A 14,936-nucleotide genomic window follows, 5' to 3' on the forward strand; every position below is an offset into this window, starting at 1 on the left:
GAGCCGTCAGCCCTTGACCCGATCCCTACCGAGCAGTAACTTCGCCTGGCTGACATTGACGCTCAGCAATGGGAGGGAGTTCCCGATGTCCACCTCGGAGGAAAAGGGCGGGGTGCGCTGGAAGCGTTTCGGCGCCACGTTGGCCATCCTGACCGCGACCACCGCCGCCCTGGTCACGCTGACCGCGCAGGGTGTGCTGGCCGCAAATTTCTCGATCTCCGGAATGCCGTTCGTGGTCACCGCGACCAAGCTGCACGGCGACGGGTTCGAGCAGTTCGCGACGATCGATTCGATGATCGAGAACAGTCCGAACGAGGGTGATACCGGCGGTCAGGTCGTCGTCATCGTCTCCGCGATCAAGAAAGCCGAACTCACCAAGCTGTGCCAGAGTGTTTCGCTCGGCGGCATGTTCCTGAAGATCACCGCGGGTGACGGCGACACCCCGGTCAAGGCCGACACCCTGGTCGTCGACTCCGACCTGATCTCCGGCGACGCCGACTTCCGGAACATCGAGATCGGCGGGGACGCGAGCACGTACGACAAGGTGCCGGGCATCAAGGGCGGTGAGGGTGTCTTCGGGCAGCAGGCCGACACCATCGAGATCGCGAACCTGCGGCAGAACAACTACGCCACCACCGCGGCCCGGTTCAATCTGCCGCACCTGCGGATGACGTTCACCGGCACCGGGTGCTGAGGTGGCCGCCTGGCGGCACACCCGGCCGTTCTGGGGTGGATTGCTGGTCACCCTGGCCGGCGCGGAGATCCTGGTGACGGTGAAGGCGCCGTTGCCGGTCATGCTCCACGTCGGCATGCAGGGCATGGCCGGCTACCTGGTGCCGCTGGTCCTGTTCCTGTGCGGGCTGCTACTGCTCTTCAACCCGGCCCAGCGGGTGTTCTACTCGGTGATCGCCGGGGTGCTGACGCTGACGTCGTGGCTGACCTCGAACCTCGGCGGCTTCATCCTGGGACTGATCCTCGGCCTGGTCGGCACCGCTCTCGCCTTCGCCTGGAGCCCGGACAAAGCCAGCCCGGACAAAGCCGGGAGCCCGGCGAAAGCTACGAAAGCCGGCTGACCGCCTCGTCGACGGTGGAGGCCGTCGCGACGCCGGCGGGCAGGGGCGGCCGGTCCACCAGCACCACCGGCACGCCCTCGGCGCGGGCGGCGTCCAGCTTGGCCGTGCTCCCGCCGCTGTCCTTGGTGACCAGGACCTCGACGCGGTGCCGGCGCAGCAGCTCCCGCTCGCCCGCGACGGTGAACGGGCCACGGTCCAGGATCACCTCGAGCCGGGCCGGCATCGGCGGCGCCGGGGGCTCGACCGACCGCGACAGGAACCAGCACGCGTCCAGGTCGGCGAAGGTGGCGATGCTCTGCCGCCCGGTCGTCAGGAAGACCCGCTCCCCCAGCGCCGGCACGACCATCGCGGCCTCGTCGAGCGACGTGACCCGGTGCCACCGGTCGCCGGGCTGCTCGCTCCAGCCGGGTCGGCGCAGCACGAGCAGCGGGATCCCGGTCCGCGCGGTGGCCGCCACGGCGTGCTCGGTCATGGTAGCCGCGAACGGGTGGGTGGCGTCCACGACCGCCTCGATCCGCTCCTCGCGCAGATACCGGACCAGGCCGTCGACCCCGCCGAAACCCCCGATCCGCACCGCGCCGTCCGGAAGCAGCGGCTGCGACGTGCGCCCGGCGAGAGAACTGATGACGGGTACGCGGGAAGCCAGCGCCCGGGCCTCCGTCGTGCCCCCGAGCAGCAGGATCCTCAGGGGCGGCATCGCGTCGTCGAGTACAGGTGGCTGTCGGGGAACTGCGAGGCGGTCAGCGCCGCACCGACCACGATCACCGCCGTGCGTCTGATGCCGGCGTCGCGTACCCGATCGGCGATGTCGGCGAGCGTGCCCCGCACGATCAGCTCGTCCGCCCGGCTGGCTCGCGCGACCACCGCGACCGGGCAGTCCGCGCCGTAGTTCGGCAGCAGCTCGGCCACCACCGCGTCGATCCGTTGCACGGCCAGGTGCAGCACCATCGTCGCCCGGCTCGCCCCGAGTGTGGCCAAATCCTCGCCGGGCGGCATCGCGGTGGCCCGTTCGGCGGTCCGGGTCAGGATCACCGTCTGCGCCACCTCGGGCACGGTGAACTCCCGGGCCAGCGACGCCGCGGCGGCCGCGAACGCCGGCACACCCGGGGTGACGTCGTAGGCCACGCCGGCCGCGTCCAGCCGGCGCATCTGCTCGGCGACCGCGCTGAACACCGACGGGTCGCCGGAGTGCAGCCGGGCCACGTCCAGGCCGGCCGCGGTGGCCGCGACCATCTCGCCGACGATCGCGTCCAGGTCGAGGTTGGCGGTGTCGACCAGCTTCGCGCCGGGCGGGCAGGATTCCAGCAGCTCCGGCGGCACCAGACTGCCCGCGTACAGGCAGACGGGTGCGGCGGCGATGAGCCGCTGACCGCGTACCGTGATGAGATCCGCGGCCCCGGGCCCCGCGCCGATGAAGTGCACTGTCATTGTGTGATCGTCTCGTTCTTGATGGTCGACCAGATGGTGACCGGCATCATCGCCCGCCAGCCGGTGAAACCGCCGATCGGTGCCGCCCGGTTGACGGCGAGCCGGATGAGGTCGCCGCCGTGCTTCGCATACCAGGCGGTGAGGACGGCTTCCGATTCGAGCGTGACCGCGTTCGCGACCAGCCGGCCGCCGTCCGGCAGCGCGGCCCATGCGGCTTCCAGCACCCCGTCGCGCGTCACGCCGCCGCCGATGAAGACCACGTCGGGCGCGGGCAGACCGGCCAGGGCCGCGGGTGCGCGTCCTTCGACAACCACGAGCCTCGGTACGCCGAGAGCGCGCGCGTTGGCCCCGATCCGCCCCGCCCGGACGGCGTCGGACTCCACCGCCACGGCCCGGCAACCCGGATGGGTACGCATCCACTCGATCGCGATGCTGCCGGAACCCGCACCCACGTCCCAGAGCAGCTCCCCGGGTCGCGGCCCGAGCACCGCCAGGGTGACGGCCCGTACTTCCCGCTTGGTCAGTTGCCCGTCGCTGTCGTACGCGTCGTCCGGCAGACCCGGGACCCGGGAGCGCGCCACCCCGCCGGTGCCGCACTCGACCGCGACCACGTTGAGCGGCCCGGCCGGGGTTTCGGTGCCGACGGTGATCTTCTCGTCCGGGCCGCCGAGGTTCTCGAGGACGGTGACCGTGCTGTCGCCGAAGCCCCGCTCCCGCAGCAGCGCCGTGACCTGGGCCGGGGTCCCGCCGTCGCGGCTGAGCACCACGATGCGGCGGCCCGGGTGCACCAGCGGGTGCAGCTCCTCGACGCCGGCGGTGACCAGGCTGAGCACGTCCACGTCGGCCAGCGGCCAGCCGAGCCGGGCGGCCGCGAGCGAGACCGACGAGGGGTGCGGGATGACCCGGACGTCATCGGCATACCGCAGGAGGGTGGCGCCGATGCCGTGGAACATCGGGTCCCCGCTGGCCAGGACCGCGACCCGGCGGCCCCGGTGATCGGCGAGCAGGCCGGGCAGGGCGGGGAGCAGCGGTGACGGCCAGGCGACCCGCTCGGCGGTGACCTCGGCGGGGAGCAGGGCCAGCTGCCGGGCACCACCCAGGATCACGTCGGCGGTGGCGAGGGCGGCGGTGGCCGTACCCGGCAATCCGGCCCACCCGTCGGCGCCGATGCCGACCACCGTGAGCTCCGCGGGTCTGTCAGTCACCACGTGACGTTAGCTGTCCGTCGTCCCGCGTTCTTCCCCCATACCCCGAAGATCGATATCTTTCACTGCATGAAGCGCGTTGCCGCCCTCCTCGGGACCCTCGTCCTCGCCCTGGCCGTGACGCCGGGCGCCGCCCTCGCCGCGGACGCGTCCTACCGGACGCTGAGTGCCGCGAATCACCCCGACTGGATGGCGTCGGTAGCGAGCGGCACCAGCCTGTCGGCCCTCTCCATCCCGGGGACCCACGAGACGATGTCGATCCACGGCGGCAGCCTCACCCAGACGCAGGAGGATTTCGGGGACAGCGGGGCCACCCTGGCGCGGCAGCTCACCGCCGGGATCCGCATGATCGACATCCGGGCCCGGGTGAACGGGGGCAACACGTTCACGATCCACCACGGGGCTTCGTACCAGAATGCGAATTTCACCGATGTCACGAATGTGCTGTCCGCATTTCTGGCCGCCCACCCCACGGAGACCGTGCTCATGCGGCTCAAGCAGGAGTGCACCGGCGAGCTCGGATCCTGCACCGACGTCTCGGGCCAGAAGAGCTTTCCGGACATTTTCGACACGTACGCGGCAGCGGCGCCCGGATTGTTCTGGCAACCGTCCGTGACCAGGGGATCCGCCGCGGCGACACCGACGCTGGGCGCGGTCCGGGGCAAGGTCGTGCTCGCCGTCCTGCACGGTGCCCGCGGCGGCCCGATCGAGCGTTACGGGCTGGCGCAGTTCGGTAGCTGGACGGACGGATCATCCACGTACATCCAGGACAATTACTCGGTCCCCAATATTGGCGCTATCGCCACTAAAAGGGATCAGGTCCGCCGTTTCCTCGACGCCACCAACGCCGGGGAAGCGTCCAAGATCTACGTGAACTTCGGCAGTGGATCGAGTCTGTTCGCGCAACCGCAACAGGTGGCCGGCGGGGCGCTCGGCGTGCAGGGCGTCGACCCGTTCCTGCTCATCTACCTCGGCGAGGGGCACGGGCTGACCCGGACCGGCGCGCTCATGCTGGACTTCCCCGGCTCCGGGCTGATCGCGAAGATCATTTCTTACAACTAGTTTTTCGGCCCGGCATTGAGCCTTCCTCGACCTCACCGCGTAGTACCCCTCGACGGCGTGACAGGCGCCGTATTCGATTGCCGAGCGGGTGAGGTCGATGGCATACCAGACCTTCGAGGACCAGCGTCCCAGCCGGGGCTTCTGGGAGGAGCCCGGGCTCAACGAAGGTGTGCCCCGTGGCGACATCGTCGTCGAGGACCCGAACACCACCTCCGGCTGGCAGAGCACCGGGCCGACGATCACCACCGACGACCGCCCGCCCGCCGAGGCCACCTCGGGCAACCGGCTCTTCACCGTGCTGCTGTTCTTCGCCGGCCTCGCGACCAGCCTCTCCCTGTGGCTCTTCGAGACACCCGCCGGCACGATCAACGACACCCCGACGCTGATGATGGCGATCGGGCGGATCACCGGCCTGGCCGGCGGGTACGTCCTGTTCATCCAGCTGCTGATGATGAGCCGGGTCTCGTTCCTCGAGGAATGGGTCGGCGCCCGCGACCTGCTGCGCTGGCACCGGTGGCTGGGCACGTCCCTGGTGCTGCTGGTCGGCGCGCACGCGGTCTTCATCACGTACGGCTATGCGCTCACCGCCGAGACCGGCGTCGTCGAGCAGGGCATCACGATGATCACCACGTTCCCGGACATGATCAGTGCCACGGTCGCGACCGGCCTGCTGGTGTTCATCAGCCTCATCTCGATCCGCTCCCTGCGAAACCGGCTCAACTACGAGCTCTGGCACCTGATCCACCTGACCGGCTACCTCGTGCTCCTGCTCGGGTACGGCCACCAGGTCGTGATGGGCGCCAACCTGTCCGGCCGGTTCGCCGACGTCTTCTGGCCCGGCCTCGGCGCGCTGGTCATCGCCGCCCTGGTCTGGGGTCGGCTGCTCGAACCGCTCTGGCTCAACACCCGGCACCGGCTGTCGGTGGCCGAGGTCGTCGCCGAGGGCGGCAACACGTTCTCGATCTACATCGAGGGCCGCAACCTCGACAAACTGCCCGCCAAGGCCGGTCAGTTCATGCGCTGGCGCTTCCTCACCCGCAACGGATGGTGGCAGTCGCACCCGTTCTCGCTCTCCGCGGCGCCCAACGCGCAGTGGCTGCGGCTCACCGTCACCGCCGTCGGCGGGCACACGGCTCTGCTGTCGCAGATGATGCCCGGCACGAGGATCTGGGCGGAAGGTCCGTTCGGCACGTTCACCGCCCAGCGGCGTACGCGGCGCCGGGCCCTGTTGATCGCCGGCGGCAGTGGCATCGCGCCCATCCGGGCGCTGCTGGAGGACATGCCGGCCGACACCATCGTGATCTACCGGGCCAGCCGCCCCGACGAACTGGTGTTCCGCGAGGAGCTGGAAGACCTGGCCGAACGCCGCGACGCCTGGGTCCGGTACATCGTCGGTTCCCGTAACGACCCCGGCCCCCGCCGGCTGTTCACCCCGAACGGCCTGCTCGGGCTGGTGCCGGACGTCAACCGGCGCGACGTCTACCTGTGCGGGCCGCCCGGCCTGGTCGGTGCCGCGGTGCGGACCCTGCACGAACTCGACGTGCCCGACAGCCAGTTGCACCTCGACCCGTTCGAATTTTAAAGAGTCTGGGAGTTTGTGATGCGACGCAGCACCGCAGCAGCCGTAGGAACGCTCACCGGAGCGGCCCTGATCATCGGGGTCCGGCTGAGCGTGACCGCCCCGGCCACCGTGGCCGCGCCGCCCGCCGTGGACCTCGCCGGTTCCGGCCTCGACGCCGGCCTGGACGACCCGTCCGCGGACTCGACGGGGTCCCCCACGGCGTCGCCCACGGCGTCGTCCTCCAAGAAGGGCTCGTCCGAGTCGTCGGGTGAGGCCGGTGGCAGTGGCCTCAAGAACGGTGACTTCAAGGGCACGGCCGTCAAGAACCCCTATGGCACCGTCCAGGTCACCATCCGCGTCTCCGGCGGCAAGATCACCGGCGCGACGGCGACCTACCCGACGACGGCCGACAGCGCCACGATCAACCCGCCGGCCGTGACCGCCCTGAAGCAGTCGACCCTCAAGGCTCAGAGCGCCGACGTCGACGCCGTCTCCGGAGCCACGTTCACCAGCGAGTCGTACGTGAAGTCGCTGCAGGCCGCCCTCGACAAGGCCGGCGCGTAGAGTCCGCCCCCATGCGCCACGCCGAACACGTGATGGGCACGGTCGTCAGCATCGACCTGGCCGACGACCTGCCCGAACCGAGGCTCCAGCAGCTGATCGGCGACGTGTGCGGGTGGCTGCACGAGGTGGACGGGCGGTTCAGCACGTATCGCGAGGACAGCGAGGTCTGCCGCTTCCGCCGCCAGGAGATCGCCCTCGACGACTGCTCCCCGGACCTGCGCCTGGTCCTGAACGCCTGCGCCGACCTGTGGCGGTTCACGGACGGCTACTTCGACGCCTACGCGGGCGGCCCCCTCGACCCGAGCGGTTACGTCAAGGGCTGGTCGGTCGAGGTCGCCTCGGCCCGCCTGGCCGAGGCCGGCTCGGTCAACCACTGCATCAGCGCGGGCGGCGACATCCGGGCCCGGGGACGGACCGCGGCGGGCGCCCCCTGGCGGGTGGGCATCCGGCATCCCTGGGAGGCGGACAAGCTCAGCTGGGTCCTCCCGGTCAGCGACGGAGCCGTGGCAACGTCAGGCACCTACGAACGCGGTGACCACGTCACCAACCCCCGCACCGGCGGCCCGGCCCGCGGCCTGCGCTCGGTCACCGTCACCGGCCCCGACCTGGCCCTCGCCGACGCCTACGCCACCGCGGCCCTGGCCATGGGCCCGCCCGGCATCACCTGGCTGGCCAAACTGACCACCGACGGCTACGAATCAGCGGTGGTCACCGACGACGGCCGGGCCTTCACCTCCCCTGGCCTCCCCACCGCCGTCTAGGAAACCGCCAGGTCGGCGCTCTCAGAAGTCGACGAACAGGTAGGGCATCCGCTTCGGGAACAGCGCGCCCAGCGCTTCGATCGCGTCGCCGTCGAAGCGGCCGAAGCCTCGCAGGACCACCTCGACCGGGTCCAGGACGCCGTAGACGAGCGCTGAGATGCCCGCGCAGGTCAGTGTGGCCTGGGGATCGTCCTTGGTCTCCTCGACCGTCAGCGTGCCCGCGTCGCCGGTGAGCCGGTAGCGGCCGGCCAGCAGGTCGTCGTCGGTCACCTCCACGGTCACCCCGACGTCGGCGCCGGCGTGCAGGCCGTTCAGCGCCTGCATCGTCAGCAGCCGCACCATCGGGGCACCGTGCGACGGGAAGTCGACCCGGCTCTCGGTGAGCACCGCGAAGTCCGTACCCCAGAGCTCGGGCACCTCGTCGGTGCCGATCTTGACGGTCACCCGGCCCACCTGGTCGACGTGCCGGGCAAAATACTGCAACAGCAGCGCCCGCCCCAGCGGACCGGTCGTCAGCAGATCCTGGGCGATCAGATCGCCGCCGTAACTGTCGATGCGATAGAGCACCGCGCCCACGACCTCGCCACCGGACCGGGCGAGCGCCACCCACTGGGTCTCCCGTTCCCGGAAATCCGCCGTGCGGGTCTCGTCGTAGACCGAGAAGCCGTGCCGCTCCCCCAGCATCCGCAACGTCAGCGCGTTGACCTCGTCGAAGCCCTCCGCCATGGACAGCCGCTCGACCTCCCCCGGCAGGTCGGCCTTGAGAAGGTGCGAGAGCCCCTCGGGAGCGAACGTGGCGGTGCGGACCCGCGGCACCCCGACATAGCCCAGCCGGGCATAGAACGAGGGCCGGAACGGATAGAGGGCGCTGACCGCACACCCCTCGTCGCGCATCTGCCCGATCAGCCGGGTCACCAGCTGCCGGACGAACCCCTTGCGCCGGGCGGAAGGATGCGAGACGACACCGGCCACCCCGGCCATGTCCCGGACCACCCCACGCACGTTCTGCCGCATCGGCAACGCGGTGGCCGCGGCGACCGTCCGCCCGCCCTCCTCGGCGATGAGCCCGGTGGCGGTGGCGAAGTAGCCCACCCGGCTGAGATAGGTCACCCGATCCGAGTCGGCCCACGGCGACGGCGAGAACGCATAGGTCGAGAGCGGGAAGATGTGGTCGACCCGCTCCTCGGCGGAAATCTGTCGGATCTGCATGGCCCCATCCAACCCGGGGACCCCCACATCCCGCTCGCCGAATTTCCAGCCTGTGGATAACCCGGGGCCGCGGACTCTCACAAACCGGTCATCTCGTCCTGACCTGCGCTTTCCCCCCGGCACGACGCGCCAGGGGACCCCGGTTTGGCAAGGGGAGGCGGGACAAGCTAATGTTTCATCCGTCGCCGGGGAAGCCCGGCGGGGCAAGCGAGAAGTACAGCAAGTCAAGCGGACGTGGCGCAGTGGTAGCGCATCACCTTGCCAAGGTGAGGGTCGCGGGTTCGAATCCCGTCGTCCGCTCGGAGAGGTCACGACACAGCAGTTTGTGTCGAGGCCAGGCTCGGTGGAGTGGCCGAGAGGCGAGGCAACGGCCTGCAAAGCCGTGTACACGGGTTCAAATCCCGTCTCCACCTCGGCAACAAGAACGAGGGCGATTGGCGCAGCGGGAGCGCGCTTCCCTGACACGGAAGAGGTCACTGGTTCGATCCCAGTATCGCCCACCAGCTAGAAGGCTCCATCCCACCCGGGATGGAGCCTTCTGTTGTTGCTGAGTGTCTACACCCCGGGTGTCAAAGTCGCGATAAAGATGGCCGCCCCGCGGTCCAGTCGAGCGGCGGGCAGAACTGGTGCGGGCGTGGTGTCGCGACTTCGCCGTTCGGCCGTCCTGGCTACGGTCGCGAACTGCAGGCTCTGTCGCAAACTGTGTGATGGACGCCGAACAATCAGGCGCTGTCCGGCCCTGACGGGCGGTCATCACAAGCCGAGCCCCGGTGACCTTCGCCGGTTCCTCGAAGAGATGTAGCTGCCGTCGGCCTGAAAGCGGCGTCCCGGACAAATTCCGCATGCCCGGCTTTCCCCGGGCATGTTCGAACAGCGGTCAGGTAACCGCACGCTGACTGCGTGCGGCCGACGCTTGAACTGCGCGTCTTTCACGACCGCCGACGCTCGATCGGGCCCGGCTCCTGACTTACCGAACGGACAAACCATCGTCTTGTACCGGCATACTGATCAAGACAGCGGGGTCGTCCGCACGGTAATGGGCGGGACCCGGGGTGCGTTATGGGGTCGCCAGCCCCGCTGTCCCTTCTGGCCGCGGGGAAGGGACCCGGCGGCTCTGAGATGCCGAAACCCGGCGGTTCTCCACCGCCGCTAGCAGGCCGTACAGCCATTTGTCGACGTAGCGGATCGACCTTGACCTCGCTGACACGGGAGAGGTCACTGGATCGATCCCAGTATCGCCCACCAATCCCCAGGGGACTTGTCATGTTTGCTCCGGGGGCCGAGCCATCGGTAGCGCCGGCGGCGGAGGCCGGAGTGGCGAGCCCGGTGGCGGCGATCGCCGCGAGGCCGAGCGAGAAACCCTGGGGGCGGGTCAGGACAGGACGCCGGCGAAGCGCAGGAAGTCGGCGATGGAGTCGACCGTGCCGCCGTCCGGGCGGCGGACCCCGTTGATCGGGGACCAGCTGGTCTGGTTGAGGTAGGAGCGCTGGTCGTAGCGGATCTGCCCGATGATGGTCTCGGCCACGATGCGGCTGCCGACCGGGCCGAGCGTGTTGCCCTGGGCTTTGACCTCGGCCTCGCGCAGGACGTAGAACCACAGTGGCGTACGGGTCTCGAAGTCGTTGGTCTGCAGCACTTTCTGCAGTTCGGTCGGACCGTCGTCCGGGTCGATCCGGCCGACCACCTCCTCGGCGGTCAGGGCCGCGAGGCCGAGCGACGCCGCGGCGGCCTGGCCGGTCGGCAGGCCGAGCCGGTAGCCACGCAGCAGGTTGCGCCGGGCCAGGTTGCGCAGCAGCTCCTGGACCGGGGGTGTCTCGGCCGGGTCCTGGCCGGCGGTCTCGTTGACCATGTCGCTCAGCGGCAGCGCCACGTGGGTGTCGATGCGCCGGGCGAACCGGTCGGGGAACAGGCTGTTCTTGTCGACGAACCGGTCCCACTCGGCGACCCAGTTGCTGGACAGGGTGGGCTGCCCGGCGAGGCCGCCCCGGCCGGTGAACAGGAACAGCAGCCGGAACGCCGCGGTGGGCAGCGGGCCGTTGCCGGGCCGGCCGAAGTTGCGGTTCCAGTCGTAGGCACCGCGGACCATGCTGTGCCCGAAACGGTAGGCGGCGACCGCGAACTCGAGCGGGACGTACGGTTTGGGCCGCCCGGTGAGCCCGAGCAGGTCGTCGCCGTCGTTGCTGAGGATGCTGTCGACCGTCTCCGGGTTGGTGACCGTGCGCAGGAAGTCGTGGACGCAGAGCCACTGGTAGGTCCAGCGGGTGAGGTCCCGGGCCCGGGTGAACACGTCGCCCACGCCGGTGCGCTGCGGCTCGTTGGCGCGGACCCAGTCGACGGCCGCGTTGTGGAAGCGCAGGAACGCCACGTGCAGCTGCGCGACGATCAGGTTCTCGTCGTTGCGGCCGTCGCCGACCTGCGGGACCTTGTCCTTGCGCGGCAGGTCGCGGGCCAGGTCGCTCTCCGGTGGGATCAGCACGCCGGCGGCCACCACGGTGACCTCGCCCAGCTCCAGCTTGGCACGGTCGCCGACCTGGTACGGCACGACGATCCTGGTGGAACCCTCGGGTTCCGGCGGCGCGAACGGCCCGTCGCCGTAGACGGAGTCGAGGTTGAGCGCCGGGTTGCGGAGGTTCTTGAGCAGTTCCCTGACCTGACCCGGGGCCAGCGGCGGGAGCGGTTCGTCCCGGATGCTGATCACCTTGTCGTTGTCCGTGGCGGCGGTCAGGTCGTGGTCGAGGAACTGACCCCAGTACGTGTAGATGGGCGGGATCGGTGAGCTCCGGTCGTCCGGCGGGGGCTCCTGGTCGATCATCGCGATGCCGAGCGCGTTCAGCGCCTTGACGGTGTCGGTGATCTCGGTGTCGCTGCCGGCCGGCAGGTGCTGCTCCGGCTTGTCGACGAGGTCCTTGAACAGGTAGTCGAAGTCGGTCGTGCCGACGTGGTATTCCTTCGGGTCGGCGTTCGCGAGTGCCGGGTCCTGGACCACCTCGCTCTGCCGGGTCCAGCCGAGGTCGCTGAGTGCGGCGGCCGCCGGCGCGCTGTCGGCGATCGCGTGACCGCCGTGCCTCATGCCGGTGATGATCCGGCGTACCTCACCGCTGCGTGTCATGTGCGGCCCCCTGTTTCCTCTGCGGGTGAACGGCAGTCAGCGTCGCCGGGTGGGTGGGCCACGCGCGTCCGGGAGCTCCCCCGGTTGCTGGATTGGTGACACACCCTCCGGCCGATCGGCCGTCAGGGAGCTCCCTGAGACCCGGCCAGATAGCGGACCAGCTGGGTCCGGGATCGCACGCCGAGCTTGCGGTAGGCGCTGGACAGGTGGGTCTCGACCGTCTTGCGGGACACGAACAGCGCGGCCGCCGCCTCCGGGTTGCTGAGCCCGTCCGCCACCGCCCGGGCCACCTGCAGCTCGCGGGGGGTGAGCAGGGCGAGCTGGGCGGCCGGGTCCGGGCCGTAGCGCCCGCCCGCGGTGGCCAGCACCGCGGCGGTCCGGACGCGGAACGGTTCCGCGCCGAGCCGCCGGAACATCGTCATGGCCTCCAGCAGCAGCGGGACCGCCTCGTCGCGGCGGCCGAGCCGGGACAGCCGGTCGCCGTGGGCGAGCGCGGTGCGGGCCCACTCGAACGGTTGCGGATGCTCGGCGTACAACGCCATCGCCCGGCCGAACCACGTCTGTGCCTCGGCCGGGTCGTCGGCGAGCGCGGCCCGGCGGCCCGCCACCGCCGCCGAGGGCCCGGGCAGCGCGTCCGGGTGCCCGGGCCGGTCCAGGGCGTCGAGCTGCTCCCGGGCCCGGCCGGGCCGCCCGGCCGCCTGGTAGGCCTCGACGAGGTCGGCCGGCCAGGACGTCAGCGCCGGGTTCCGCGGCCCGGCCCGGTCCGCGAACTCGCGCACGGCTTCCAGGCACGGCACCGCTTCACCGGGCGCGCCGGCCGCGAGATGCCGCAGGCCAAGGGCAGACCCATGAAAGACGGTGAGCCCTGGTACGCCGGTGGGCCCGGCGATGCGGCCCGCTTCCGCCAGGTGCGCGTCGGCGTCGGCGAACCGGCCCCGTACGGCCTCGTACCGCCCGACCACGGTCAGGGCCAGCCCGGTCGTGGACGCGTCGCGCAGCTCCCGGGCCAGCCGCAGGCCCTCGTCGGCCTCGGCGTACCCGAGCAGCCAGTCGCCGGTGACGTAGCGCAGCATGCCGGTGAAGACGAGCGACCGGGACAGCGGGCCGAGCGCGCCGGCCCGCCGGGTGGCCTCGGTGACCCGGGCCAGCGTCACGCGGGCCTCGCCCGGCTGGTCCAGCCACAACCGGGTCAGGCCGACCATGGCGAGGTCCTCGGCGTCGTCCAGCGGATCGAGCCCGGCCAGGAACGCCCGCTCGGCGTCGAGCAGCCGGCGCCCCTCGCCGACCCGGCCCCGCACCACGAGTGCCTCGGCGAGCAGGACCCGGGCGGGCGGCAGCGGCGCGGTCTCCCCCGCCCCGGTCAGCAGGTCGACCGCCCGGGTGGCGTGCTCGACGGCGTCGTGCACCCGGCCCTCGGTCAGGGCCGGATTCACCGCGGCGCACCACAGCGCGGCCGACCGGCGCGGGTCGATCCCCCGGACCTGCCGCGCGGCCCGGGTGAGGACCCGCTGGGCGGTGCCCGGCGCGCCGCACCGGCTCAGCACCCAGCCGTACGCGAGCGCGACGTCGGCCCGCAGCACCGGGTCCCCGGCCCCGGCCAGCGCCTCCCCGAGCCAGCTCGACGCTTCCGGCAGGTGGCCGCACACCTGGGCGTCGGCGGCGGCCGCCACGAGCCGGCGCACCCGGGCCCGCGGGTCCCCGGTCAGTTCCGCCGCGCGGTGCATCGCCCGCGCGGCGGCCGGGTGCCCGCCGCGGCGGCGCATCCCGTCGGCGGCCGCCTCCAGTGCGTCGGCGGCGGTCTCGTCCGTTCCGGTCACCTCGGCCGCCAGATACCAGGCCCGGGCGTCCGCGGCATCCACCGTGGACGCGGCCAGCGCCGCGTAGACCCGGCGCCGCTCGGCCGCGGACGCCGCGTGCCGGACCGCCGGGCGCAACAGCGGATGGGTGAGCCTGATCTGGCCGCCGTGCCGCACCACCAGGCCTTCCGCGGCGGTCAGTGCGTCGATCCCGGTGCCGAGCGCCGTCAGCGCGCCGGCGAGCGCGCCCGTGTCGGGGGTCGCGGCGAGCGCGACCGTGAGCAGCGCGGTCCTGGTCGGGGTGGGCAGCGGGGCCAGCCGGGCCGCGAACGCGTCCCGCAGCGCGGCGCCGAGCGGCAACGGGTCGGGCAGCGCCACCGTCCCGGCCAGCTGATCGTCGCTGAGGGACGAGCAGAGCTCGGTCAGCGCGAGCGGGTTTCCGCCGGTGGCGGCCCACAGCACAGCCCGCACCTCCGGCGGGACGCGGCCCGGCCGCAGCGAGTCCATGAGCTCGCCCGCGGCCTCGGTGCTGAGCCCGTCCAGGCGTAGCGACGTGATCCCGGCCGCCGCGAACCCGGCCGGCAACGGATCCCGGACCGCGAACAGCATCGCCACCCGGTCGTGCTCGATGCGCCGGGCGGCGAACAGCAGCGCCGCCATCGACGGCTGGTCGATCCAGCCGGCGTCGTCCACGACCACCAGCACGGGTTCGCGCTCGGCGGCGGCGGTCAACAGCGTCAGGGCGGCGATGCGGATCGCGTACGGCTCGGGCGGCCCGGTCGGCCGGCTCAGGGCGAGCGCCGCGCCCAGCGCGTCGGCCTGCGGCGCGGGCAGATCCGCCAGCCCGGTCAGCACCGGGCGCAGCAGGTCGCCCAGCGCGGCGAACGGCAGCGTGGCCTCCGACTCGAGCCCGCAGGTGGCGAGCACGGTGCAGTCCCGCGCCCGGGCCAGGACCCGGCTCAGCACCGTGGACTTGCCGGCCCCGGGATCGCCGGTGAGCACCACCGCCCCACCCGCGCCGGCCCGGAGCCCGGCCACCATCCGGTCGAGCCGGCGCAGCTGCGCGGCCCGGCCGACGACCGGCCGGGCACCCGGGCTGAGATGAAAGGGCATGCCCTACGTTGGCTCGCCGTCGCGGCTCCGACCAGGGGTTTCGCTGGCAGATCTC

12 protein-coding genes and 3 tRNA genes are annotated in these 14,936 nt (G+C 71.6%); 9 read left to right on the plus strand and 6 right to left on the minus strand.

Going from position 1 to position 14,936, the window contains the following annotated elements:
- Positions 1 to 85 precede the first annotated feature (85 nt).
- Together ACIA6A_RS02125 and ACIA6A_RS02130 are read left to right on the plus strand one after the other, a co-directional pair.
- Positions 86 to 694 (plus strand): DUF6230 family protein, encoded by a 609-nt coding sequence (locus tag ACIA6A_RS02125; protein WP_396095531.1) that lies wholly within the window; start codon positions 86 to 88, stop codon positions 692 to 694.
- Position 695: 1 nt separating this feature from the next.
- The gene (locus tag ACIA6A_RS02130; RefSeq protein ID WP_396095532.1) at positions 696 to 1,073 is read left to right on the plus strand and encodes a DUF6114 domain-containing protein; all 378 of its coding nucleotides are present in this window, start codon (positions 696 to 698) and stop codon (positions 1,071 to 1,073) included.
- On the opposite strand, the gene ACIA6A_RS02135 is transcribed toward ACIA6A_RS02130, so the two are convergent.
- The 3 genes from ACIA6A_RS02135 to cbiE are packed head-to-tail and all read right to left on the minus strand — an operon-like array spanning position 1,057 to position 3,706.
- Positions 1,057 to 1,770 carry a cobalt-precorrin-6A reductase gene (locus ACIA6A_RS02135; RefSeq protein WP_396095533.1) on the minus strand — a complete coding sequence of 238 codons (714 nt, stop codon included), beginning with the start codon at positions 1,768 to 1,770 and terminating at the stop codon, positions 1,057 to 1,059. The two genes, ACIA6A_RS02130 and ACIA6A_RS02135, sit on opposite strands and share 17 nt — an antisense overlap.
- Positions 1,758 to 2,501 carry a precorrin-4 C(11)-methyltransferase gene (gene cobM, locus ACIA6A_RS02140; RefSeq protein ID WP_396095535.1) on the minus strand — a complete coding sequence of 248 codons (744 nt, stop codon included), beginning with the start codon at positions 2,499 to 2,501 and terminating at the stop codon, positions 1,758 to 1,760. Before cobM ends, ACIA6A_RS02135 begins: the two co-directional genes overlap by 13 nt.
- Positions 2,498 to 3,706 (minus strand): precorrin-6y C5,15-methyltransferase (decarboxylating) subunit CbiE, encoded by a 1,209-nt coding sequence (gene cbiE / locus ACIA6A_RS02145; protein WP_396095537.1) that lies wholly within the window; start codon positions 3,704 to 3,706, stop codon positions 2,498 to 2,500. Before cbiE ends, cobM begins: the two co-directional genes overlap by 4 nt.
- A 69-nt stretch (positions 3,707 to 3,775) precedes the next feature.
- Here cbiE and ACIA6A_RS02150 point away from each other — a divergent pair, with 69 nt between their 5' ends.
- From ACIA6A_RS02150 to ACIA6A_RS02165, 4 genes are all read left to right on the plus strand, one after another.
- Positions 3,776 to 4,768, plus strand: coding sequence for a phosphatidylinositol-specific phospholipase C (locus ACIA6A_RS02150; RefSeq protein ID WP_396095538.1), 993 nt, complete (start codon positions 3,776 to 3,778; stop codon positions 4,766 to 4,768).
- A 97-nt stretch (positions 4,769 to 4,865) separates the two neighbouring features.
- Positions 4,866 to 6,350: a ferric reductase-like transmembrane domain-containing protein gene (locus tag ACIA6A_RS02155; RefSeq protein ID WP_396095539.1), complete on the plus strand. Its 1,485-nt coding sequence runs from the start codon at positions 4,866 to 4,868 to the stop codon at positions 6,348 to 6,350.
- Between the two features lie 18 nt (positions 6,351 to 6,368).
- Positions 6,369 to 6,893, plus strand: coding sequence for an FMN-binding protein (locus ACIA6A_RS02160; protein WP_396095541.1), 525 nt, complete (start codon positions 6,369 to 6,371; stop codon positions 6,891 to 6,893).
- Between the two features lie 11 nt (positions 6,894 to 6,904).
- Complete coding sequence (locus ACIA6A_RS02165) at positions 6,905 to 7,654, plus strand: FAD:protein FMN transferase (protein WP_396095542.1); 750 nt, start codon at positions 6,905 to 6,907, stop codon at positions 7,652 to 7,654.
- Positions 7,655 to 7,675: 21 nt separating this feature from the next.
- Here ACIA6A_RS02165 and eis read toward each other — a convergent pair whose 3' ends face one another.
- The gene (eis, locus tag ACIA6A_RS02170) at positions 7,676 to 8,863 is read right to left on the minus strand and encodes an enhanced intracellular survival protein Eis (RefSeq protein WP_396095543.1); all 1,188 of its coding nucleotides are present in this window, start codon (positions 8,861 to 8,863) and stop codon (positions 7,676 to 7,678) included.
- Between the two features lie 228 nt (positions 8,864 to 9,091).
- On the opposite strand from eis, the gene ACIA6A_RS02175 reads away from it, so the two are divergent.
- The 3 genes from ACIA6A_RS02175 to ACIA6A_RS02185 all read left to right on the plus strand — a co-directional run bounded on the left by ACIA6A_RS02175 (position 9,092) and on the right by ACIA6A_RS02185 (position 9,366).
- Positions 9,092 to 9,163, plus strand: a tRNA-Gly gene (locus ACIA6A_RS02175).
- 42 nt (positions 9,164 to 9,205) lie between these two features.
- Positions 9,206 to 9,276, plus strand: a tRNA-Cys gene (locus tag ACIA6A_RS02180).
- A 15-nt stretch (positions 9,277 to 9,291) separates the two neighbouring features.
- Positions 9,292 to 9,366, plus strand: a tRNA-Val gene (locus tag ACIA6A_RS02185).
- Between the two features lie 869 nt (positions 9,367 to 10,235).
- Here the strand turns inward: ACIA6A_RS02185 and ACIA6A_RS02190 are convergent.
- Entirely contained in the window at positions 10,236 to 11,972 is a 1,737-nt protein-coding gene (locus ACIA6A_RS02190) for a heme peroxidase family protein (protein WP_396095545.1), read from the minus strand.
- A 122-nt stretch (positions 11,973 to 12,094) separates the two neighbouring features.
- Positions 12,095 to 14,881, minus strand: a complete 2,787-nt coding sequence (locus ACIA6A_RS02195) for an AAA family ATPase (RefSeq protein ID WP_396095546.1) — start codon at positions 14,879 to 14,881, stop codon at positions 12,095 to 12,097.
- Between the last annotated feature and the right edge of the window lie 55 nt (positions 14,882 to 14,936).

It is taken from the genome of Actinoplanes sp. NPDC051494 (assembly GCF_044454705.1).
GTDB lineage: Bacteria > Actinomycetota > Actinomycetes > Mycobacteriales > Micromonosporaceae > Actinoplanes.